The sequence below is a fragment of the Ornithinibacillus proteolyticus genome, assembly GCF_039581225.1.
In the GTDB taxonomy this organism is placed as follows: Bacteria; Bacillota; Bacilli; order Bacillales; family Amphibacillaceae; genus Ornithinibacillus; species Ornithinibacillus massiliensis.
In genome coordinates this window covers 1-22,821 of sequence record NZ_JBCPXV010000046.1, presented here as the reverse complement: position 1 = coordinate 22,821, position 22,821 = coordinate 1, and the positions used below count along the sequence as shown (strand labels likewise).

Below are 22,821 nucleotides of genomic sequence, written 5' to 3'. Positions count from 1 at the left end.
GGCAGATCGTATGAATGCACAATTAATTCAGCAGCAACAAGCCGCGTGATTATTGTTTTTTAAAAGTATATTTTAGAAATTCTGTAGGTCTGTGAATTTTTAAAAAGAGCAATTATGAAATTGATTCCGTTATGTTATTAATTTATTTCTTTTTTCAATGTATTTTTAACTAGTCTAACATAAAATCTGAATTGTCCTATATAATTATCGGGGTTTTTGTACTGATTAGCATTGTAGTAAAACTATATCAATACTTATACTATTAAAAAATTTAGTAATCACCTCTATTTCCAGCTCGCCATCTACATCTTTGAACTATTATTGTTACGTGACAAATGTAACTGAGAGCAGCACTTCTTTGCTCAACTCAGACCTACTCCGAATTATGAACTGCTGCTAATTGCAATTATTTAACCTCCTTCAAAGACTCTATATTGAAATATGTTCTTAGACCCTCTATGCAGATTAGACAGTTGGACTAACCTTACTAATCTTTTGTATTATCTTGTAAACCTTTTATAACTTTATATTTAAGAAAACTATCCCTTAGATTTATGTTTAAAGCATTAGAAATTAATATCATTAATAGACCTAATGGTCGTGACCATATAATTTAATATTAGTGATAGTTAGATGTGTGTTTTTTTGCTCTTTTTGCAAGTGCTGATATCGACATTTCACATCATTACGCATTTCTCGCAATTTGTTATATATGCATACACCTTCTTGATTTACGATGTAACACATGTAACAAAATTATCACTATAATTTAGAACTTTTTAATATAATATTATTTTATTATTTTTTAGGATAGTGTAAAGTAAGTATTATAGGGTGGTATGTTATAAGTCTGAAATTGGTGACGTTTTAATAGAGTTACGAGGGTAAGGAATCATTACGAGAGGCTAGTAAAAGAATTGAAAAAAACCATATATACCTTGATACAATTGAAAGAGGATATAATAAGCTTTCTTGTAAAAAAGCAAATCCTTCCCCTGATACATTGAAATTAATCTCAAAGACATATAATTATCCTTTAAAAAATAACCGGTTACATAGAAGAAACTAGTGAAAATGAGAACGAATATATCGCTTTAGCAGAATTTAATAATCAATTGAAAAAATACAGAATAGATCAACCAGACTTTTTTGACATAGAAAAGTGGAATGCTATGGGTCCAGAGAGAATGGAAAAAGAAGAACGACAAGACTAGCACACCTTTGCAGTGTGCTCTTTTTCAAAACTTACATAGGCATATTTACTCATAATGAGTTTTATCACCATTACAGAATTATAACTCTTGAAATATACAATTATTAATACTTACTAAATAATAAAAGTGCAATAAAATTGGGACTTCTTGATTATAATGGGGGATTTAAATGAAAAGAAAATTTGTAGCTGCAAAAGTAAATATTAATCAAAATATATTTAGTAATGAGCTTGAATCATTAATAGAATTAATAGCTGATGCAATTAAGGCTAAAAAAGTCTTAAAAAGTTCCCGTTCGAAATGGACATGGAAGTTTACTGATATTAAAGAAGACAAAGATGAAACTAAATGGTATATCACTGCCAACTTTGTCAAGTCACGTATAGAATCAAAAATGATTGTTGACGGAGATAAAACAGATCTTTATAAAATACCAAAACCAGTTGCTTATTTAAGCTATTTTTTTTACGATGTTAATAATGAAATATTAATTTTTGAGGAGACTGGTGATATTCAAAGGGAACATTTTATTGACGCTTTTGAAAGAATAATCTTTCAAAGCAATCTAAAAATAGGAAAAATAGAAGTGAAACTTATTCCTAAAGAAGATAGTGTTCGAGATCAAATAATGTCTATGGAGCATTTAACGAAGATTGAATTTGACTTAATACCACCTAACATGATTCCAAAGGATGCATATAAAGATTTAGGAGATATTCTTAATAAAGAAAAAGCACTACGATTAAAGACAGTATTGGAAAATGAAGATGGTTTAAACAAAGATGGTTTAATGGTAAAAAGTGGAATAGAGATGGTTCAAAATGGCTATGGCGAAGTTAAAGCATATGGTTATTCAAGAGTTAAATCTAAAAGAGGAACCAGAAAAAAACAACATACATTTAAATCCAAAGACTCAATTGAAATGGTGCAAGTTGAACGAACCAAATCCGATAATATAACTGGATTACTAGAAAAATTCAGACAACGTGTATATAATATTTTACATTGAGGAGGGATAATTTGAAAAGGAATGAACGAATTACTTATAAAACCACATCTTTTTTAGCATTATTTAGAATTTACAGATTTAGGACACTAATTTTTAATTTCAGTTTTTTAATAGCTGCTGTTTTATCGGCGTCTTTTTACTTTTTTTACAAAGATATCAATACCACTAACCAAATTGTTAACTTTGTTGGTACAACATTATCCTCAATATCCGCTAGTCTTCTAGGTATTGTTATAGCTGGATTAGCAATATTAATAGCATTAACACAAGGTAAGACATTATCTATACTATTACAAAGAAACGTATTACAAATTTTTCTATTTCCATTTTGGATATTGTCTTTTTTCTGGGGTATTTCAACTTTAATTTGTATTGCTATAATATTCCTAGATATAATTAATTTTAACTATCTCTTTTACTTAATTACTTTTGAGGTATTTATTTTTACTTACTCTGTATTATCTACTATTCAACTTATGGGGCACGCAATTAGACTAGGTTTATTTCTAGCCGATTATGAAAATGATAGTTAAATCATTTATTCAAAGGTTTAAGAGAGTAAATGATTTATTTTATAGCCAAATACCGAACGTACGTTTTCTTCAGGCTATTTCTATGACTTATATAACATCAGTACTTGAAGATTAGATAACTAAAAAGTTATATAAAATATTATCTTGTCTGTAAGAGAAATAAGCAAAACATGCAAATAGCAAGAATTCAAAGAGTCTTTTTTGACCGCAAACAAATGTCAGCTAAATATTATATTTATGGTCGCAATCAAGCTATTACCTTTAGATTCACGTTGTTGCACTCTAGAAAATCAACGTGAATAGTTTTTTCATGAACTATGCATTTTCTAAGAAATATAGGACACCAATCAATATAATGATTCCTGAAGCTTTCAAGGAGCTTCAGGAATGTGATGTAAATCGTTTGCAATGTATGCAGCATTGTAGGAAGTCGGTTTTATATGTTAATTGGTTACCATCATTAATTTATCTTTTATTTCTTCTCCAAGCTTAATCGGTCTGCCACTTTCCGGATTAATATAGACTATTCTCCCTCTTCCAGTTAAACATACCTCTTCCTTTTGATTGACACCCATATAATGGATGTCAAAGGAGGTATTACCGACGTGTGCTGCTTTTACATAGATTCTAAGACTATCTTGAAAATACAATTGCTTATGATAATCACACTGCAAATCAGCCACAATTGGAATCCCCTCTGCACTAGACGCATTATCAAACAAACCAACAGATTTTAAATACTCGATACGTGCCTCTTCAAAATAAATAAATGGGCTAACATTATTCACATGTCCGAACATATCTGTTTCTGAAAAACGAATACGAATCGGAATAAAAAAAGTGAATTCTGCTTTCCAAGCTTCAAAATCCTCAATATATGAAATTTTCCCCATAGCTAACTCCCCCTCCATTGATAAAAAAGACCCCTACCACGTTATTCGGTAAGGGTCTTGTTGTAAAAGCATATTAATGTGCGTTGTCACTGCCAAAGAAGTTCTTGAACGATTGGACAGTAGCTGCACGGTTCATCGCTGCAATAGAAGTGGTCAATGGAATACCTTTCGGACATACTTGGACACAGTTTTGTGCATTACCACAACCAACTAGTCCTCCCTCTTCCATTAATCCTTCTAATCTTTCACTTGCATTCATCTCACCTGTTGGATGAGAATTAAATAAACGAGCTTGAGAGATTGCTGCCGGTCCGATAAAGTTAGATTTGTCATTAACATTTGGACAAGCTTCTAAGCAGACCCCACAAGTCATACATTTTGATAGTTCATAAGCCCATTGACGTTTTTTCTCTGGCATACGAGGTCCAGGACCTAAATCGTACGTACCATCAATTGGGATCCAAGCTTTAACCTGTTTTAACGCATCAAACATACGCTCACGGTCAATAACTAGATCACGAACTACTGGGAATGTAGACATCGGCTCAAGACGAATAGGCTGCTCTAGTTCATCCACTAAAGCTGCACATGATTGTCTTGGCACGCCATTTATCACCATGGAACATGCACCACAAACCTCTTCTAAACAGTTCATATCCCATGCTACTGGTGTTGTTTTTTCCCCATTAGCATTTACAGGATTTTTACGAATTTCCATTAACCCAGAGATAATGTTCATATTTTTACGATATGGCACATTAAATGTTTCATTATATGGAGCAGAATCTGGGCTATCTTGACGCGTAATAATAAATGTAACAGTCTTTTGTTCAGCCATTTTCAGTTTACTCCCTTCACTATTTTGTAATCCGTCTTAGTGCTTTTTCGTATAATCACGTTTACGTGGTGGAATCAACGATACATCGACATCTTCATATGAGAATACTGGTGCATTTTCTTTTGCATCAAATTCTGCAATTGTCGTCTTTAACCATTCCTCATCATTACGTTCTGGGAACTCCGGTTTATAATGTGCACCACGACTTTCATTACGATTATAAGCACCAATTGTAATAACACGTGCTAAGTGAAGCATATTTTTAAGCTGGCGAGTAAACATTACACCTTGGTTATTCCAACGAGAGGTATCGTTGATATTAATATTTTCCCAACGCTCTAGTAATTCTTGAATCTTTTCATCAGTTTTAAGTAGTTTCGCATTTTCACGTACAACCGTAACATTATCTGTCATCCATTCACCTAGTTCTTGGTGAATTTGGTAAGCATTTTCTTCGCCACTCATGTTCATGAGAGCTTCAAAATTCTCTTCTTCCTCTTTAACACGTTTTTCAAATAGACTCGCATCCAGATCTTCAACATGTTTAGAAAGACCATCTATATATTCAATAGCTTTCGGTCCAGCTACCATACCGCCATAGATAGCAGATAACAAGGAGTTTGCACCTAAGCGGTTTGCACCGTGCTGTGAATAATCACATTCTCCAGCAGCGAAGATACCTGGAATACTAGTCATTTGATTATAGTCCACCCATAGTCCACCCATAGAATAGTGAACCGCTGGGAAAATTTTCATCGGAACTTTACGTGGATCTTCACCTACGAATTTCTCGTAAATTTCAATAATACCACCAAGTTTAACGTCTAGTTCTTTCGGATCTTTATGTGACAAGTCCAGATAAACCATGTTCTCGCCGTTGATACCAAGTTTCTGATTCACACATACATCAAAGATTTCACGTGTCGCGATGTCACGTGGAACTAGGTTTCCATAAGCAGGATATTTCTCCTCTAGGAAGTACCAAGGCTCACCATCTTTGTATGTCCATACACGTCCACCTTCACCACGAGCTGATTCACTCATTAGACGAAGCTTATCATCTCCTGGAATTGCAGTAGGGTGGATTTGAATGAATTCACCGTTGGCATATTTTGCACCTTGTTGGTACAAGATACTAGCAGCAGATCCGGTGTTAATCATAGAATTAGTAGATTTACCAAAGATGATTCCTGGTCCACCAGTAGCCATGATGGTTGCATCTGATGGGAACGATTTGATTTCATGCGTCTTCATGTTTTGCGCTACAATACCACGTCCAACGCCTTCATCATCCAATACAGCACCAAGGAATTCCCAACCTTCATACTTCGTTACTAATCCCTCTACTTCATAACGACGAACTTGTTCATCTAATGCATATAATAATTGCTGACCTGTTGTTGCCCCAGCAAAAGCAGTACGGTGATGTTGTGTACCTCCAAAACGACGGAAATCAAGAAGACCCTCAGGAGTACGGTTAAACATTACACCCATACGGTCAAGCATATTGATAATTCCCGGTGCCGCTTCACACATTGCTTTTACCGGTGGTTGATTGGCCAAGAAGTCTCCTCCATAAACCGTATCATCAAAGTGGATTAATGGAGAGTCACCTTCCCCTTTTGTGTTTACTGCACCATTAATACCACCTTGGGCACAAACAGAGTGAGAACGTTTTACTGGTACAATGGAAAATAAGTCAACGCTTACACCAGCTTCAGCAGCTTTAATTGTTGCCATAAGGCCAGCTAAGCCTCCGCCAACTACAGCGATTTTACGGTTACTCATTTGAAACCTCACTCCCTCTCTCTTTTCTTACACTCCATAAGCAAAAGTAATTAGTGTTCTGATACCAATATAACTTACTACTAAAAAGACAATTAGAGTAGCATATGTAACAATTTTTTGTGATCTTGGTGATTGCGCAATACCCCAAGAAACAAAGAAGCCCCATAATCCATTAGAGAAATGGAATACAGCAGAAAGAACACCAATAACATAAAACCAGAACATAACTGGATTAGTTAAAATACCTTCCATTAAGCTGTAATCTAAATCAGCACCTAGAGCCACTTGCACACGAGTTTCAAATACATGCCATGCAATAAATACTAACGTAATAATACCTGTTACACGTTGCAAGTAGAATAGCCAGTTACGGAAAAAGCCATAACGTCTGACATTGTTCTTTGCAACAAAAACAATATAAACCCCTAAAATTGCATGGAATAAGATTGGTAAGTAAATAACAAAGATTTCTAATGCTAGTACAAATGGAAGATTGTGCATAAAGCTTGCCGCTTTATTAAAGCTTTCTTCTCCATATACAGCAAAGTGATTAACTACTAAGTGGTTAATCAAAAATAACCCGATAGGAACTACACCTAATAATGAGTGTAACCTTCTGTAAAAATACTCCCTATGTTCCGCCATGTAATACCCCCCTTAGTTCTTCTGATGGTTGATTTAGTTAATAGTCTGACATTTTAGACAAAATAGACTGAAACTATTTTCACTAAAATGTAGAATTTGCAACATGTTTATTGTACGACTATCTCCAATTAGCGTCAAGAAAAGGCCACCCAATTTTTAGTTAAATTTAAATCGCTTACATCCTAATAGTAAGTCTTGCGAAATAATGAAATTGCATAGATAATAAGAGTATACTTATAATGTAATATGTGACTTTTTACATACAGGAAGGAATCTAGCTATGCAGAAAAAACAAGAGAAACTTCCAGTAGAAATATTGGATAAGATTCAATCAACTGGTGCTGGATATGATGTCTTACGATACATAGGCTTACCAGACGTATTTGGATCCGAGGCAGATGCCCTACTATATTTTATGGGGAAAGGCCTAGCAAGAAAATTTAATTTCCAATCTATGGGGGATGTCATCTATTTCTTCGAGAAAATGGGTTGGGGACGCCTTGAATTAATTAAGGAGAAAAATAACAAATTAGAATTTCATCTCCTAGCCGATTCCGTTGTTCAACGTTTAAAAATGCCAATAAATACAGAATTTCGATTAGAAGCTGGATTTCTAGCAGAGGCAATTTCTATATTAAAAAATGTTGAGTGCGAATGTGTTGAAGAAATAAGAGCAAAAATTCATCAAGTTGAATTTACTGTTCTATTTGTAGATTAAACGAAGTGTATAACGCCTGAGTGAAGTCAGCTCTATTTGGTACGAAAAAAAGAGGACGCATAGACTTATCCAGTTTACTTTAGGATTCGTCTTTTGCACCCTCTTCTTTTTTCTCCTCATTTAAATGCGTTAAAACAATCTCAGCAATGTTGTGTGGTATTCCTAGCTTCGTAATCTCTTCTACCTTTGCATTGCGTATTTCTTTTACCGATTTAAAATGGGATAATAATAGCTTTCTTCTTTTTTCTCCAACGCCTGGAATCTTATCTAATTCGGATTGGAAAAGATTCTTTCCTCTTAATTGCCTATGGAACGTAATGGCAAAACGGTGAACCTCATCTTGAATGCGTTGAATCAAATAGAACTCTTGAGATTGTCTAGATAACGGGACTACAGCAGGCGGAAACCCGTACAGCAATTCGCTAGTTCTATGTTTATCGTCTTTAGCAAGCCCACATAATGGGATATCTAATCCTAATTCATTTTCTAACACATCTAATGCCGCACTCATTTGCCCTTTACCACCATCTACAATCACTAAATCCGGCAATGGTAGTGACTCCTTTAAAACGCGTGTATACCTTCGTCTAATCACTTCGCGCATTGTTTCATAGTCATCTGGACCTTGAACATCTTTAATCTTATATTTACGATAATCCTTCCTGCTCGGCTTTCCATCCACAAACACAACCATTGCCGAAACCGGATCTGTACCTTGAATATTGGAATTATCAAACGCTTCTATACGAAGTGGAATTTCAATATTCAATGCTTGACCAAGCTTCTCTACTGCTAATATAGTTCTTTCTTCATCTCGTTCAATAATAGAGAATTTCTCTGATAAAGAAGCCTTGGCATTTTCCATCGCCAATTCGACTAACTCTTTTTTTCTACCTCGGTATGGCGTGTGTACATCTATCTCTAAAAGTTCTTCTAAAACCTTGGTATCTGTACCGATAGGAACGAAAATCTGCTTTGGTTTCGGATGATTTTCATGGAGATAAAATCTACCAATGAAACTAAGAAACGTATCCTCTGCCTCATCAAAGAAAGGAAAAACGGAAACATCTCGTTCTATTAACTTTCCTTGACGGATAAAGAACACTTGGATACACATCCAACCTTTGTCATAGCTATAACCAAATACATCCCGGTCTACGCTATCATTTAATGTCATCTTCTGCTGTTCCATGACAACTTCAATATGCTGGATTTGATCACGTAGTTCCTTTGCCCGTTCAAAGTTTAATTGTTCACTAGCAGCTTGCATTTTTTGTGTAAGTGTTTGTTTTATATGCTTGAATCCACCTTGGAGAAATGATTGAATCTCTTGCACAATATCTTTATAAAAACTCTCATTAGGTGGTTCATTACCACACGCAAGACACTGATCCATATGGTAATACAAGCAAGGTTTTCCCGGAGGATTATTACATTTTCGCAATGGATACAATCGATCTAATAGCTTTTTTGTTTCTCTAGCAGCAATTACGTTCGGATAAGGGCCAAAATACTTTCCTTTATCTTTTTTAACTTTACGTGTTATGACTAACCTAGGATGTCTCTCTGCGGTTATTTTTAAATAGGGATAAGACTTATCATCCTTCAGCATAACATTATATTTCGGATCATATTTCTTTATTAAATTCATTTCTAAAATAAGGGCTTCTATTTCTGAAGACGTGATGATATATTCAAAATCCTCAATTTCCTGTACTAACCGCTGTGTCTTTTGGTCATGTGCACCAGTGAAGTAAGAACGGACACGGTTTTTCAGTAGTTTGGACTTACCTACATAGATTATTGTATTATGTCTATCCTTCATTAAATAGCAACCGGGCTTTGCTGGTAATACTGCTAGTTTTTCTTGGATATTCTGGTTCATTATCGTCATTCCTTAAAGGTTAAAATGGCGGTAGAAAACAATCCCCTGTCACATGCTGCAACAAGGGATTGTTTATCTTTCATAATCAGTATCGACTTATGCGTGTTTATTGATTAATTCCACTAAAGCTTCTTTAGGTTGGAATCCAATTACTTGGTCAACTACATTACCATCTTTGAATAATAATAATGTTGGAATACTCATAACACCAAATTTACTTGCTGTTTCTTGGTTTTCGTCTACATCAAGTTTAACGATTTGCACTTTTTCTGACATTTCTCCATCTATTTCTTCTAGAACTGGAGCTATCATTTTACAAGGACCACACCATGGTGCCCAGAAATCAGCTAATACTAAACCTTTAGAGGTTTCATCTGCAAAGTTTTGATCAGATACATTTTTAATAGCCACTCTAATTCCTCCTTTTACTTCAATTCAACAAAAGTATACCATTAAATTTACAAACCTTACTAACAGTTTGCTTAATCTTAGGTTTCTTATCCTAATAAAAATACAATATCATTCGACATGATGTAACCAATAAATCTATTTGATTTAGCTATTTAAACAAGCACACAGCCCCGAGTACACGCTATTCTGCAAGTAGGGTTAGGAAAGCACCTTCAAGATGCTCTGTAGGTCTTGATTACCCTTACCTGAAAATCAGCTTGTACTCCGGGCTGTCTAATACAGCTACATTCGATCGCATCATGACTTAGAGACTGGGACAAAACGATTTCTAACATAGGATAAACCGAACATGAAAGTTAGCGCATCAAATCCGCCCCGGAAATATACTACGTCCGCGTGCGGCTGGTGAGCCTCCTCAGAGCTAACGCTCTTCCAGGGTCTCAGGCAGTGCCCTTTCCTCCCATAGGAGTCTCCGTATATTTCCGGGTAATGATAGTGATGGTTCGTTTTTTATTACCTTTATTTTAGTTTTGTACCAGGCTTTTTAACTTTTTAATTTCTTCTGTAAGCAGTGGGACGATTTCAAATAAGTCTCCCACAATTCCATAGTCAGCTACGTTAAAGATGTTTGCTTCTGGGTCTTTGTTGATGGCAACGATTACTTTCGAGTTAGACATTCCGGCTAGATGTTGGATTGCTCCAGAAATACCTACCGCAATGTATAGATCTGGGGTTACTACTTTACCCGTTTGACCAATTTGTAACGAATAATCACAGTAATCTGCATCACAAGCTCCACGAGATGCGCCTACTGCACCACCTAATACTTCAGCAAGCTCATATAATGGTTTAAAACCATCAGCACTTTTCACACCACGTCCACCAGCAACAACAACCTTCGCTTCAGACAAATCAACACCATCTGTAGCTTTTCGTAATACTTCTTTAATTACAGTACATAAGTCCGTAATATCAACGGCTTTATCTTGCACTTCACCAGTTCGTGATTCATCTCGTTCTAAAGCTTGAATATTGTTCGGTCTAATGGTAACAAATACAATACCCTCAGTAACAACTTTTTTCTCAAAAGCTTTACCAGAGTAAATCGGTCTAGTGAAAACAACCTCATCACCATCATGCGAAATATCAACAGCATCTGATACTAAACCCGATTCCAATTTACTTGCAATTTTAGGAGTTAAATCTTTTCCAATTGCCGTATGTCCCATTACAATACCGTATGGTTCTTCATCCTCAATAATGGATAATACCGCCTGACCATAGCCATCAGAAGTATAGGAGGCTAGCTTTTCATCTTTAACGGTTACTACTCTATCCGCCCCATAATATATCATTTCTTGTGCAAGCGATTCTAATTCATCACTTCCACAGAGTACACCAACGATCTCTGCATCGTCATTTATTTTTTTCGCTGCAGCGATTGCTTCGAAAGTAACATTACGTAGCACACCATCTCTCGATTCACCTATAACTAGTAATTTTTCACTCATCCTAATTGCTCCTTTCCGTCATTAAAGTACTTTCGCTTCGTTTCTTAGCAGCGAAACAAGCTCCTTTACTTGCTCCTCTAACTCGCCTTCTAATACTCTTCCAGCCTCTTTTTCAGGTGGTAAGAATATATCTATCGTCTTTGTTTTAGGCTCTAGTTCATCCTCATCTAAATCCAAATCGTCAATCTCTAATTCTTCTAACGGCTTTTTCTTCGCTTTCATAATACCTGGTAAAGAAGGATATCTTGGTTCATTTAAACCTTGTTGACATGTAACTAATAATGGTAAAGATGTTTCGATTTTCTCAACATCTCCCTCCACATCTTTATCGATGCTCACTGTATCCCCATCAATCGTAAGGCTAGTAATGGTCGTCACATAGTTAATGCCTAAACGCTCAGCAAGTCTAGGACCTACTTGCCCACTTGCTTCATCAATTGCCACATTACCAGCTAATATTAAATCAACTTCTTTATCTTCAAAGAACGCTTCCAATATCTTTGTAGTGGTAAATTGATCGCCATCTTCTAGATCATCTTCTGTATTAATTAGTACTGCCTTATCAGCTCCCATCGCTAGAGCAGTACGTAGTTGTTTTTCTGAATCTTCATCACCAATTGTCACAACAGTGACTTCCCCACCATGCTCATCACGTTGTTTGATTGCTTCTTCTACTGCATATTCATCATATGGGTTAATGATAAATTCTGCACCATCATCCTCGATTTGACCATTTGTCACGACGATTTTCTCTTCTGTGTCAAAGGTCTTTTTTAATAACACATAAATATTCATCTGAGTTCCTCCTCTTGTTTACTATTTATCTATAAAGTTAGGCTTTCGTTTTTCAATGAAAGCTTGAACCCCTTCTTTTGCATCTTCTGATCCAAATATCTCGCCAAATGCTTCTGCTTCCGCTTTAACACCATTTGCAAATCGCTCTGTCTTCGCATAAGGAATTAATTGCATTATTCTAGTAATCGTTGGCTTGCTCTTTGAAGCGATTTTTTCTGCTAGTTCTGTTGCAGCATCTATTAATTGTTCTTCATCGACAACACGATTCACTAATCCAAATTGATAGGCCTCATGAGCCGTGATTGGTTCACCAGTTAAAATCATTTCATATGCTTTTGCTGTCCCAACATATTGTGGAAGGCGTTGTGTTCCAGCAAAACCAGGTATTATTCCTAGGGACAGCTCTGGTAGGCCCAACTTTGCATTGTTCGTAGCAATTCTGATATGGCATGCCATCGCAAGTTCCATCCCGCCACCTAAAGCCGCACCATGAATTGCTGCAATTACAGGGACTGAAAAGTTCTCTATTCGGTCAAATAGTTGTTGACCGAATTCAGAAAGCGATTGATAGTCTGAGGCTCCCTGTAAGGACGTAAACTCTTTAATATCAGCCCCTGCTGAAAAGAATCGGCCTTCACCTTTCAAAAGAATAGCCTTCACTTTCTCATCTGACTCCATTTCATCCAACTTATCAGAAAGCGCATTCAAAAGTTTGCTAGATAATGCATTAGCAGGTGGACTTTGAATGGTTAATATCACAACATGCCCATTCAATTCGTAATGAATAGTTCCCATCATAACACCCCTTTTTTCATGTTATTTACACTTAAGACGCGGCCCGAATCTCTTACAGTGAATATTCAGACCGCTTATAAATAGTATCTCTCATCTGAAGCTAATAAGATAGTTTAAAATATCAAGCTTATGTACTTATTTCACCGAAACCCCTTTTGTAATTAATTCATGAACAGATGGTGCTAATCCTATTAAATCATATTTTTCCTCGTTCATTACCCAGTTTGTAACCGTTTCATCTAAAGTCCCAAAGATCATTTGTCTAATTAACGGTATTTTGATATCGCTACGGAATAGCTTCTCCTCTACCCCTTCTTTTACGATTTCATCAATCACTACGAGATATGGCTTTAATATCCGGTTAATTTGCTGACGTAAAGATAAATTGGACTGTCTTAGTTCTAACTGGGTTACGATAGCGAGATGGTGATTGGCTGCAAGTTGACTAAAATGCATTTCTATTAACGTTAACAACTTTTCACTAGCATTTTCTCGTTCGTTCGTTGCTGCAACTATCTGTTCGATAAATTGTCCCATTTTTTCCTCAAATACTGAGACCAAAATATCCTCTTTGTTCTTGAAATATAAGTAAATTGTTCCGTCAGCCACCCCTGCTTTTTTAGCAATTTTAGAAACTTGTGAAGCGTGGTAGCCGTTTTCTGCGATTACATCGACAGCTGCATCAATGATTAACTTATACTTCGGTTTATTGTTTTTCATGACTTTTCTCCTTCAAACATAAAGCAAAATGAATAAAATATGAATGAATCATCATTCATATTTTATTCTAAAGGGAGAATCACATTCTGTCAATATATGCTTGTACACTTTTCCGAAATACTTGAGCAAATGCTCAAGTAGTACTAACTTCTTGCTCTGCCTTACTTTTCTCTTCATCTACTAATTGTCTTCTCAAGATTTTTCCGACCGCAGTTTTAGGTAATTCATCACGAAAATCATAGATTCTAGGAACTTTATATGCAGCTAATCTTTCCCTACAGAATGTATTAAGCTCCTCTTCTGTCACATGATATCCTTCTTTTAAAACCACATACGCTTTTACTGTTTCCCCGCGGTATGGATCTGGTACACCAGCTACTACTACCTCTTGAATTGCTTCATGCTCATAAAGTACTTCTTCTACCTCTCTAGGGTAGATATTATAACCCCCAGCAATAATCATATCCTTCTTCCGATCGACAATAAAAAAGTATCCGTTCTCATCCATATAGCCAAGATCACCAGTTAATAGCCAACCATCCTTTAAGGTATTCTCTGTATCTTCAGGCCTATTCCAATATCCCATCATGATTTGTGGACCTTTGACTGCAAGCTCCCCAATCTCGCCAGCTTCAACCTCTTCATACGTTTCCATATTTAGGATTTTAGCATCTGTATCCGGCCATGGCACACCAATACTGCCACTGACTCTTTTTTCATAAATGAAATTGGCGTGTGTAACTGGAGATGATTCCGTTAAACCATAGCCTTCCACCAATTTCCCACCAGTTACACTCTCAAATTTCTCCTGAACCTCTACTGGTAATGGAGCAGAACCACTAATACAGGCATTTACCGATGACAGATCATATTTATTTAAGTCTGGATGGTTTAATAAACCAATATAAATTGTAGGTGCTCCTGGAAAAACAGTTGGTTTTTGCTTATGAATAGTCTTTAATACATCCCCCGCGTCAAACTTCGGTAATAAGATCATTTTCGAAGCAGTGAATATGGATATATTCATTACCGCTGTCATCCCGTACACATGGAAGAAAGGAAGAACTCCGAGAATAATGTCTTCTCCCTTTTTCATCTCATAAATCCAAGCTTCACACATTTTAGCGTTTGCCACAAGATTTCGATGTGACAACATCACACCTTTTGGATATCCAGTAGTCCCACCTGTGTATTGAAGTATGGCTACATCCTCAACCGGATCTACGAATACTTCCTCGTATTTCACCTGCGCCTTATCCATTATTTCGGTCCACACATGTGTATCTGCAGATTCTTCTACTTTTACCACCATATTATATTGCCTCTTTTGAATAAATGGATAGATTAAGTTTTTAGGAAATGGTAAGTAGTCCTTTATCCCCGTGACGATCATATGCTCTAGTTGGGTATCCTTCTTCACATTAGTTACTCTTGGAACTAAGATATCAAGGCAAACAATTACCTTCGATCCAGAATCAGTTAACTGGTATTCCAGTTCCCTCTCCGTATAAAGCGGATTGGTTTGCACTACAATCGCACCAGCCATTAACGAGCCATAATATGCGATAACAGATTGTGGTGAGTTAGGTAACATGATAGCGATACGATCTCCCTTTTCAACACCCAAACCTTGTAGGTAGTTAGCAAACTTACTAGCCTGCTCATACAATTCCGCAAACGTTAGTTCCTTCCCCATAAAATAAAGCGCTTTCTTTTCCCCGTATTGAGAAACCGTATCCTTTAAAAAATCCTGTAAAGGCCTCTCATCATAAGAAAGAGAAGTCGGTATTTCGTTAGGGTAGAGATCATGCCATCTCTTTTGTTCCCCCATAAAACTAACCTCCTTTTACATTTAGTTAGTTCTATTATACCGACTAATTTATATTTTTTGAAATTTTATTTTTATTTTTTTGATAATTTTTTCTTTCTGTATTAAAAAATACTAAAATTAAAATCAAATACAAGGTATAAAACTCCAACGATAACAAAGACGGCTGCCACTCCGATACATACTTTTGCCAAAGTCTCCATAATGTTCTCCCTCTACAAATGTTTAGATAATAATAATACTTGCACCAATCACATACGATAGCCCGATGGATATAATCATTGATATAAGTCCTACTGCTTTATTTCCTTTTCCGATTTCTTCATCAATACTAATCGTTGGTGTAAGGAATTCAAAAATAAAGTAAGCTATTAATAGTAAAAAGAATCCTGCCGAACCCCAAGCAATACTAGTCAATAATGTATCATTATGCTCAATCGAGTACCGGAAGATATTTGTAATACCAAAAATTTTCCCACCTGTAGCCATAGCTACAGCAATATTTCCTTTGCGAATTTCTTCCCAGTTCTTATATTTCGTAACAAGTTCAAACACAGCTAAAAAAACTACTGTACAAAGAATGACCACACTAAAACTAGCTGCTATATCTACTAATACATTCTCCCAAAAGCTACTCATGACAACATCCCCCTCACTATCTTATCGAAATTCGATTACGGTTACACCGCTTCCACCTTCACCAGCTGCACCAGGTCTTGTAGATGCAATACTTGGATGATTTTTCACAAAATCCTGTACACCTTTTCGAAGGGCTCCTGTTCCCTTACCATGGATAATAGACACCTTTGGATAACCTGCTAGGGTGGCATCGTCTATATACTTCTCTAATTTCAACAAGGCATCCTCAAACCGTTCACCACGTAAATCTAATTCTAATGGCACATGGTAATTCGATCCTTTTACAGTTGCTAACGGTTTTTGATACGTTGTTTGTTTTGGTTTACCAATTAATTGCAAATCACTTCGTTTTACTTTTACTTTCATAATACCAACTTGAACAAGGTATTCAGAATCACTTATTTTTTCCAGAACTGAACCGTTTTGATTTAAGGTTAAAAGTTTAATTTCATCCCCCGGACTTAACACTTCATTAGAAGCTTTTGATTCCTTTTTACCATCTGGTTTAGAAGATAATTTGGGCTGTGCTTCTTCTAACATCTTTCTTGCTTCAATCCACTCATGTTCCTTCAACTGAGCATCTGTTTTCATCTTGCGAATTTCACTTACAATAATTTCTGCTTCTTCACGAGCTTTACGAATTGCTTTTTCCGCTTTCTCCTCTGCCTTTTTATATAAGGCCTCACGTTTTGTTTCGAATTGATTCCATTCCGCTTCCATTTGCTTTCTTAGACGTTCACTTTCAAGCAAAATTTCATGTGCTTCCTCATATTCCTTTTCTGCTTGAATTTTCGATTTTTCTAGCGATGCTATCATATTCTCTACGTTTTTAGAATCTACACCGATATGACTTTTAGCTCGATCAATAATGGTTGGATCTAACCCAAGTCTTTTAGAAATTTCAAATGCATTACTGCGACCTGGTACGCCTATTAATAAACGATACGTAGGTTGCAAGGTTTGTACATCAAATTCCATGGAAGCGTTAATTACTTGTTCACGATTGTAACCATATGCTTTCAGCTCAGGGTAGTGTGTAGTCGCAATTACCCTTGCATTTCTTGATACAACTTCATCTAATATAGACATAGCTAGTGCAGCACCTTCTTGGGGATCTGTCCCAGCTCCTAATTCATCAAATAAGACGAGTGTCCGATTATCAACATGATTTAATATATCCACAATGTTCGTCATATGGGATGAGAATGTACTTAAGTTCTGTTCAATGGATTGTTCATCACCAATGTCTGCAAAAACATGTTCAAATACAGCCATTTCACAACCATCTAAAGCTGGCACTTGCAACCCAGATTGAGCCATTAAAGTGCATAAGCCTACCATTTTCAAGGTAACCGTCTTACCACCCGTATTCGGACCCGTTATAACAATGGAGGTATACTCTTTTCCAATTTCTATATCATTGGCAACCACTTCATCTGGCGCAATTAGCGGATGACGAGCTTGCTGCATCTTAATATATCCTTGATTATTCATTGTTGGTCTAGAGGCTTTCATTTCTCGTGCCAGATTAGCTCGAGCAAACATATAATCCACTTGCGCAAGTATCTGTACATTTTCCGATAAGGATACTTCTTCCTCTGCAATATGTTGACTCAATTCACGTAAAATACGATCAATTTCCTGTTTTTCATTAGCGCGCAGCTCTTGTAATTGGTTATTTAAATCAACAACTGCTTTTGGTTCCATGAACAGTGTCTGACCAGAAGCTGATTGGTCATGAACGATTCCACCAACTGCTCCGCGATATTCATGTTTAACTGGTAATACATATCGCTCATTTCGAATCGTGATAATGGCATCCGATAGCATATTACTTTTCGTTCTCGTATAGCTTTCTAATTTTTCCCGAATTCTGCTTTCATGTGTACGAATAGAAGAACGGATCCCCCTTAACTTCTCTGTAGCACTATCCATCACTTGTCCATGATCATCGATACAACGCTTAATCTCTAGCTCGAGATTTCTTAATGGTGATATACCTTCCACTAATTCTTTTAAAATAGGTAAATCCTCATCTAATCCTAAAATAAAATCCTTTACCTGCCGTCCACCATATATTGTATTTGCAACATCTAAACATTCAGAAGTACTTAATACCCCACCTATTACACTACGTTTAAGACTAGGACGTATATCAAAAATTCCGCCAAGGGGTACAGGCACATTTAATCGGATGACCTGACTAGCTTCATCTGTTTCTTCCTGTAATGAATTAACCTGTTCTAAATCAGTAGATGGCTTAAGTCTAGCTGCCAAATCCTTTCCCAAACTCGTTTGGGCTTGTTGGACTAGGCGATCAATGACTTTTTGAAAATCTAATACTCGTAAAATACGTTCGTTCATTTACTTGCTCCTTTACCGAGATGTCGTTTAGGCTTTTATTTATTACGGTTAAAGTACGCCATTAGTTTCTCTTTTGACCAAGAATTTAACACGGTATCCTTCTTTAACCAGCCCTTCCTTGCAACACCGACACCATATTTCATATGTTCTAGCATTGTATAATTATGGGCATCTGTATTAATAGCAATTTTCACACCAGCGTCCTGTGCCGCCCGAGCCCATTCCGCCGAAATATCCAATCGATTCGGATTTGCATTTATTTCTAGTGCTGTATTCGTTTCTTTTGCTCGTTCTATTAACTTATCCAAATTAACCTTATATCCATCTCTTCTTCCGATTAACCTACCAGTAGGATGAGCAATTAACGATACATAAGGGTTCTCTAAAGCCGTAAACAATCTCTTCATAATAAGCTCTTCCGATTGGCTAAAACTAGAATGAATAGCAGCTATCACATAATCCATCTCTTTTAGAAAATCATCAGAAAAATCAAGGGAGCCATCTGTTAAAATGTCCATTTCTACCCCTGCAAAGATATGGATGTCTGTATATTTTTCATTAAGCTTAGCAATTTCTTCCCGTTGGCTTCTAAGACGATCTTCATTTAATCCATTGGCAACCCGCAAATTTTTGGAATGATCGGTTATCGCAATATATTCGTAGCCATAACTTCTAGCCTGATTTACCATTTCTTCAAGCGTTTGAGCACCATCACTCCAAGTTGTATGCATGTGAAGATCCCCACGAATATCGTGTAATGCTACTAAATCAATCGGCTCTTGAAATGCAGCCACTTCACCTGTATCTTCCCTTATCTCAGGTGGGATATAGTGTAGGCCAAAGTGTTGGAAAAACTCCTCTTCCGTCGAAAAGGTTAAAATTTCATTCGTCTCCTCCACTTCGATACCATATTCATTTATTTTCTCGCCTCTTGATTTTGCCAGCTGACGCATGGCCACATTATGATCCTTGGAACCAGTGAAATGATGAAGTGTCGTTGCAAACTCGTTATCCGCTACTAAACGAAAATCAACATTTACATCATAAACATCATCTAATGTTACCGAAATCTTTGTATCCCCTTTAGCAATCACTTCTTTTAAAGCTGGTATTTGAAGTAACGCTTCACGCACCTGCTCGATATCGTCGGTTGCGATAATAAAATCTAAATCCTTAATCGTTTCTTTCATTCTTCTTAATGAACCGGCTCTTGAAAATTGTTGTATCGCTGGAATTAACTGTAAATATTCTTCAATTCGTTCTGCAATAGGAAGCATATATGCAATAGGTAGGCGTTCAGGTCTCTTGCCAATCTCATTTAATGCAGCAAGTATTTTCTCAGCCGATTTTTTCCCAAAACCAGCTAATCCTTCTACCTTTCCAGACTCAATGGCTGCCTTCAATGTTTCCGCATCCACAACATCGAGCTCTTGATAGAGTTTAGCAAGCTTCTTACCACCTAGACCAGGTACATTTAAAAGCGGAATTAGGCCCTCAGGTACTTCTCTTTTAAGCTCTTCTAACGTCTCTGACCTACCCTGTTCAAGGTATTCAGCGATTACCGTACTTGTCCCCTTCCCAATTCCTTTTATTTCTGTGAAATCCTTCATATCTGCTAAAGAGCGATCATCTCTTTCTAATGCCTGTGCCGCTTTTCTAAAAGCGGAGATTTTAAAAGGATTCTCCCCTTTTAATTCTAAATATATAGCAATTGTTTCTAATAACTTTATTACGTCTTTTTTATTTATAGCCATCTTTATCACCTATTTTAAAATTTGTTTCAAATTCGATACATTTTTCGTTCAATTCGTAAAAAAAGCCGATTAAAAAACATGGCTAATTCATAACGAATCATCTATATTGTACCTAGCATACAATGATAATCCTAGTATTATGAATTAGCCTTTTCTTTATCAATTAATCATCGCAACAATATGGTTAAACCATAAATCTTTAATCTTTTCCGAGAAGTATGGTGTATGTTCAACTATAAATAATGCTACATTTGAATTATTTACGTATTCTTGTATAGTTCCAACTGGAGTCAGTACAATGATATATAAGATTACAAATAGAATTAAATATACTTCTAAAAATCCAAGAATTGCTCCAAATATTTTGTTAATGGAATTCAATATTGGTAATGAAGCAATCACATCAATCATCGATGCCAAAATTTGCAACCCAATTTTAGCTGCAAAGAAAATAACCGCAAAGGAAATTGCATTATAAAACGCATTTTCGATTGGTAGCGCAGCTAAGAAATCAGCCCATAAACTATCATCCGTAAGCGTAGGGTATGGAATAAATTGTTCTAAATGCTTAGACAGGTCGTCATAAAAAGAGGCAGCTACAATAAAGGCAACTATAAAACCTAGCAAATGCACCGCCTGAAGTATCAGTCCCCGTTTCAAACCTACAAGGAAACCGAAAAGTAATAACACTATAAGTACTAAATCTATCATATGTAATTTATCCTCTTTCTTTTTTAATTGAACCTAGTAATGATGCATAGTCTTCTTTTAATGCTAGGTAATCATTCATAGAATTTATAGCTGTCAACACAGCAAGACTAGCAGTATCGAGCTGTGGGTTCATTTCATGAATTTCTCTCATTTTTTGATCCACTAAACTAGCCACTAATCGAACATGACTAGCATCTTCATCACCAACAATTGTATATGATCTATTTCTTATTTCAACGGTTACACGTGTTTTATCTTGTTTTTGGGTCACTAGGTTACCCTCCTACCTTATTTAACGATTCTAGCAATTTCTATATTTTATCTTAACATGAAGACAGACAATTAGGAAACTGTTCCTACATGAATTTTATGGATTTCTTTCTCGTAAAATCTTTGTTATAGTCATTATGAAAAGAAAGGATGAACTTTCATGTCACAAAATGTTTTACTACTTGCAAATGAAGTAATGGAAAAGATGAAGCAATATTATCATAAATCATTAACCACTACTCCACAAGGGGCTGTTTTTCGTGCAAAAACTTCCAATGTGGTGATTACAGCATATAAATCTGGAAAGGTACTTTTTCAAGGGAAACATGCAAATGAAGAAATGGATAAATGGTCAGATCAATCGAATGTCGTAGAAAGTAAGAATCCAAAACAGTACAAGTCCTCTTCCAACACACTATATACACCACCTGATACACTATTTACCGCATCCCATATTGGATCTGATGAAGCAGGGACAGGGGATTACTTTGGACCGATTACAGTTGCTAGTGCTTTTATTAGCTCTTCTCAGATTTCTTTACTAAAAGAGATTGGGGTAAAAGATTCAAAAAATCTAACCGATGAGAAAATAATCCAGTTAGCAAAGGAAATCGCACAAATGCGAATTCCTTATTCGTTACTAATCCTACATAATCCAAAGTATAACAGCCTCCAAAAAAAGGGATGGTCGCAAGGTAAGATGAAAGCCATGCTTCATCATCATGCCATTCGTAAACTATTAACCAAAATTGAAAGTACACCCTATGAAGGTATCCTGATTGACCAATTTTGCGAACCGAATGTATATAAAAAGCATATCGCTTCAGAAAAAGGGCGGCTACCTAACAAGACCTATTTCATGACCAAAGCTGAAAGCCATTCCATAGCTGTTGCTACTGCATCCATCATTGCTAGGGCAAGCTTTGTAAAGGAAATGGACAAGCTTTCTGAGCAAGTTGGTATTGAACTAAGAAAAGGTGCATCAAAACTAGTTGACCAGACCATCGCTCGGATAATACGTGAGCAAGGAGAAGATGTGCTACAAACATGCGCGAAGGTGCATTTTGCTAACACGCAAAAGGCAAGGCAGTATTTGTCATAAGAAATATCCTTTGAGGCTGGGACATAACGAAAGGAATTACCTGTAAAACCAAATATACACGATACTCGCCATTATTCGGTTTTTACTAGGATATATTTTTTTGTCTCAGCCCTTTCTTCTAAACTTCTGTCCAAACTTGTAAACGTAACATCACCATTGGGTTACTTTCATTCCCTGCCCTAAGTAACAATTAGACTTCTTTTAATAACCCTTCTTGCGATTGATAGACCCCTTTATTCCTAAATTTCACATGGAAACCTTTACTTTTGTGACAAATAGAGTAGGCGCATGAATCACTCATGCGCCTCTCGCAGTTCCGTACGTGCGGGTCATCGCATACGGCTCCTCCATGATTATTCCCTTTGGGAATGATGTTCATTGTAAATATCAACCAGAGA

20 protein-coding genes are annotated in these 22,821 nt (G+C 36.3%); 4 read left to right on the top strand and 16 right to left on the bottom strand.

Translation table 11 applies throughout. The annotated features are described in order from the left end of the window. Positions 1 to 1,383: 1,383 nt before the first annotated feature. Positions 1,384 to 2,223: a DUF4747 family protein gene (locus AAIB49_RS16475; RefSeq protein ID WP_339214432.1), complete on the top strand. Its 840-nt coding sequence runs from the start codon at positions 1,384 to 1,386 to the stop codon at positions 2,221 to 2,223. Positions 2,224 to 2,234: 11 nt separating this feature from the next. Beyond that, positions 2,235 to 2,756, top strand: coding sequence for a hypothetical protein (locus AAIB49_RS16470; protein ID WP_339214430.1), 522 nt, complete (start codon positions 2,235 to 2,237; stop codon positions 2,754 to 2,756). Between the two features lie 443 nt (positions 2,757 to 3,199). On the opposite strand, the gene AAIB49_RS16465 is transcribed toward AAIB49_RS16470, so the two are convergent. The 4 genes from AAIB49_RS16465 to AAIB49_RS16450 form a co-directional block, all read right to left on the bottom strand. After that, the gene (locus AAIB49_RS16465; protein ID WP_339214428.1) at positions 3,200 to 3,649 is read right to left on the bottom strand and encodes an acyl-CoA thioesterase; all 450 of its coding nucleotides are present in this window, start codon (positions 3,647 to 3,649) and stop codon (positions 3,200 to 3,202) included. Positions 3,650 to 3,722: 73 nt separating this feature from the next. Continuing rightward, a complete protein-coding gene (sdhB, locus tag AAIB49_RS16460; protein WP_186870248.1) occupies positions 3,723 to 4,487 on the bottom strand; it encodes a succinate dehydrogenase iron-sulfur subunit in 765 nt (254 codons plus the stop codon). A gap of 36 nt (positions 4,488 to 4,523) precedes the next feature. Continuing rightward, the gene (gene sdhA / locus AAIB49_RS16455) at positions 4,524 to 6,275 is read right to left on the bottom strand and encodes a succinate dehydrogenase flavoprotein subunit (protein ID WP_339214426.1); all 1,752 of its coding nucleotides are present in this window, start codon (positions 6,273 to 6,275) and stop codon (positions 4,524 to 4,526) included. Between the two features lie 27 nt (positions 6,276 to 6,302). Continuing rightward, entirely contained in the window at positions 6,303 to 6,920 is a 618-nt protein-coding gene (locus AAIB49_RS16450) for a succinate dehydrogenase cytochrome b558 subunit (RefSeq protein WP_186870246.1), read from the bottom strand. 280 nt (positions 6,921 to 7,200) lie between these two features. Between AAIB49_RS16450 and AAIB49_RS16445 the strand changes: the two genes are divergently transcribed. Next, the gene (locus AAIB49_RS16445; protein ID WP_343458642.1) at positions 7,201 to 7,638 is read left to right on the top strand and encodes a YslB family protein; all 438 of its coding nucleotides are present in this window, start codon (positions 7,201 to 7,203) and stop codon (positions 7,636 to 7,638) included. A 79-nt stretch (positions 7,639 to 7,717) separates the two neighbouring features. On the opposite strand, the gene uvrC is transcribed toward AAIB49_RS16445, so the two are convergent. The 12 genes from uvrC to zapA all read right to left on the bottom strand — a co-directional run bounded on the left by uvrC (position 7,718) and on the right by zapA (position 21,322). After that, positions 7,718 to 9,523, bottom strand: a complete 1,806-nt coding sequence (uvrC, locus tag AAIB49_RS16440; RefSeq protein WP_339214422.1) for an excinuclease ABC subunit UvrC — start codon at positions 9,521 to 9,523, stop codon at positions 7,718 to 7,720. A gap of 96 nt (positions 9,524 to 9,619) precedes the next feature. Next, the gene (gene trxA / locus AAIB49_RS16435) at positions 9,620 to 9,934 is read right to left on the bottom strand and encodes a thioredoxin (protein WP_186870244.1); all 315 of its coding nucleotides are present in this window, start codon (positions 9,932 to 9,934) and stop codon (positions 9,620 to 9,622) included. A 524-nt stretch (positions 9,935 to 10,458) separates the two neighbouring features. Further along, positions 10,459 to 11,445 (bottom strand): electron transfer flavoprotein subunit alpha/FixB family protein, encoded by a 987-nt coding sequence (locus AAIB49_RS16430; RefSeq protein ID WP_343458641.1) that lies wholly within the window; start codon positions 11,443 to 11,445, stop codon positions 10,459 to 10,461. A 21-nt stretch (positions 11,446 to 11,466) separates the two neighbouring features. Further along, the gene (locus AAIB49_RS16425; RefSeq protein WP_339214418.1) at positions 11,467 to 12,240 is read right to left on the bottom strand and encodes an electron transfer flavoprotein subunit beta/FixA family protein; all 774 of its coding nucleotides are present in this window, start codon (positions 12,238 to 12,240) and stop codon (positions 11,467 to 11,469) included. Between the two features lie 21 nt (positions 12,241 to 12,261). Next, positions 12,262 to 13,035, bottom strand: a complete 774-nt coding sequence (locus AAIB49_RS16420) for an enoyl-CoA hydratase (protein ID WP_339214416.1) — start codon at positions 13,033 to 13,035, stop codon at positions 12,262 to 12,264. A gap of 135 nt (positions 13,036 to 13,170) precedes the next feature. Continuing rightward, on the bottom strand, positions 13,171 to 13,755 hold the full coding sequence (locus tag AAIB49_RS16415; protein ID WP_339214414.1) for a TetR/AcrR family transcriptional regulator: 585 nt from the start codon (positions 13,753 to 13,755) through the stop codon (positions 13,171 to 13,173). 133 nt (positions 13,756 to 13,888) lie between these two features. After that, positions 13,889 to 15,586, bottom strand: a complete 1,698-nt coding sequence (locus AAIB49_RS16410) for a long-chain-fatty-acid--CoA ligase (protein WP_339214413.1) — start codon at positions 15,584 to 15,586, stop codon at positions 13,889 to 13,891. A gap of 222 nt (positions 15,587 to 15,808) precedes the next feature. Beyond that, entirely contained in the window at positions 15,809 to 16,222 is a 414-nt protein-coding gene (locus AAIB49_RS16405; RefSeq protein ID WP_343458640.1) for a DUF350 domain-containing protein, read from the bottom strand. Positions 16,223 to 16,243: 21 nt separating this feature from the next. Beyond that, positions 16,244 to 18,586 carry an endonuclease MutS2 gene (locus tag AAIB49_RS16400; RefSeq protein ID WP_343458639.1) on the bottom strand — a complete coding sequence of 781 codons (2,343 nt, stop codon included), beginning with the start codon at positions 18,584 to 18,586 and terminating at the stop codon, positions 16,244 to 16,246. Between the two features lie 35 nt (positions 18,587 to 18,621). After that, on the bottom strand, positions 18,622 to 20,340 hold the full coding sequence (gene polX, locus AAIB49_RS16395; protein WP_339214408.1) for a DNA polymerase/3'-5' exonuclease PolX: 1,719 nt from the start codon (positions 20,338 to 20,340) through the stop codon (positions 18,622 to 18,624). Between the two features lie 159 nt (positions 20,341 to 20,499). Next, positions 20,500 to 21,051, bottom strand: a complete 552-nt coding sequence (locus tag AAIB49_RS16390; protein WP_186870235.1) for a CvpA family protein — start codon at positions 21,049 to 21,051, stop codon at positions 20,500 to 20,502. Positions 21,052 to 21,058: 7 nt separating this feature from the next. After that, positions 21,059 to 21,322 (bottom strand): cell division protein ZapA, encoded by a 264-nt coding sequence (gene zapA, locus AAIB49_RS16385; protein WP_186870234.1) that lies wholly within the window; start codon positions 21,320 to 21,322, stop codon positions 21,059 to 21,061. A gap of 159 nt (positions 21,323 to 21,481) precedes the next feature. Here zapA and rnhC point away from each other — a divergent pair, with 159 nt between their 5' ends. Further along, entirely contained in the window at positions 21,482 to 22,423 is a 942-nt protein-coding gene (rnhC, locus tag AAIB49_RS16380) for a ribonuclease HIII (RefSeq protein ID WP_343458638.1), read from the top strand. The last annotated feature ends 398 nt before the right edge of the window (positions 22,424 to 22,821 follow it).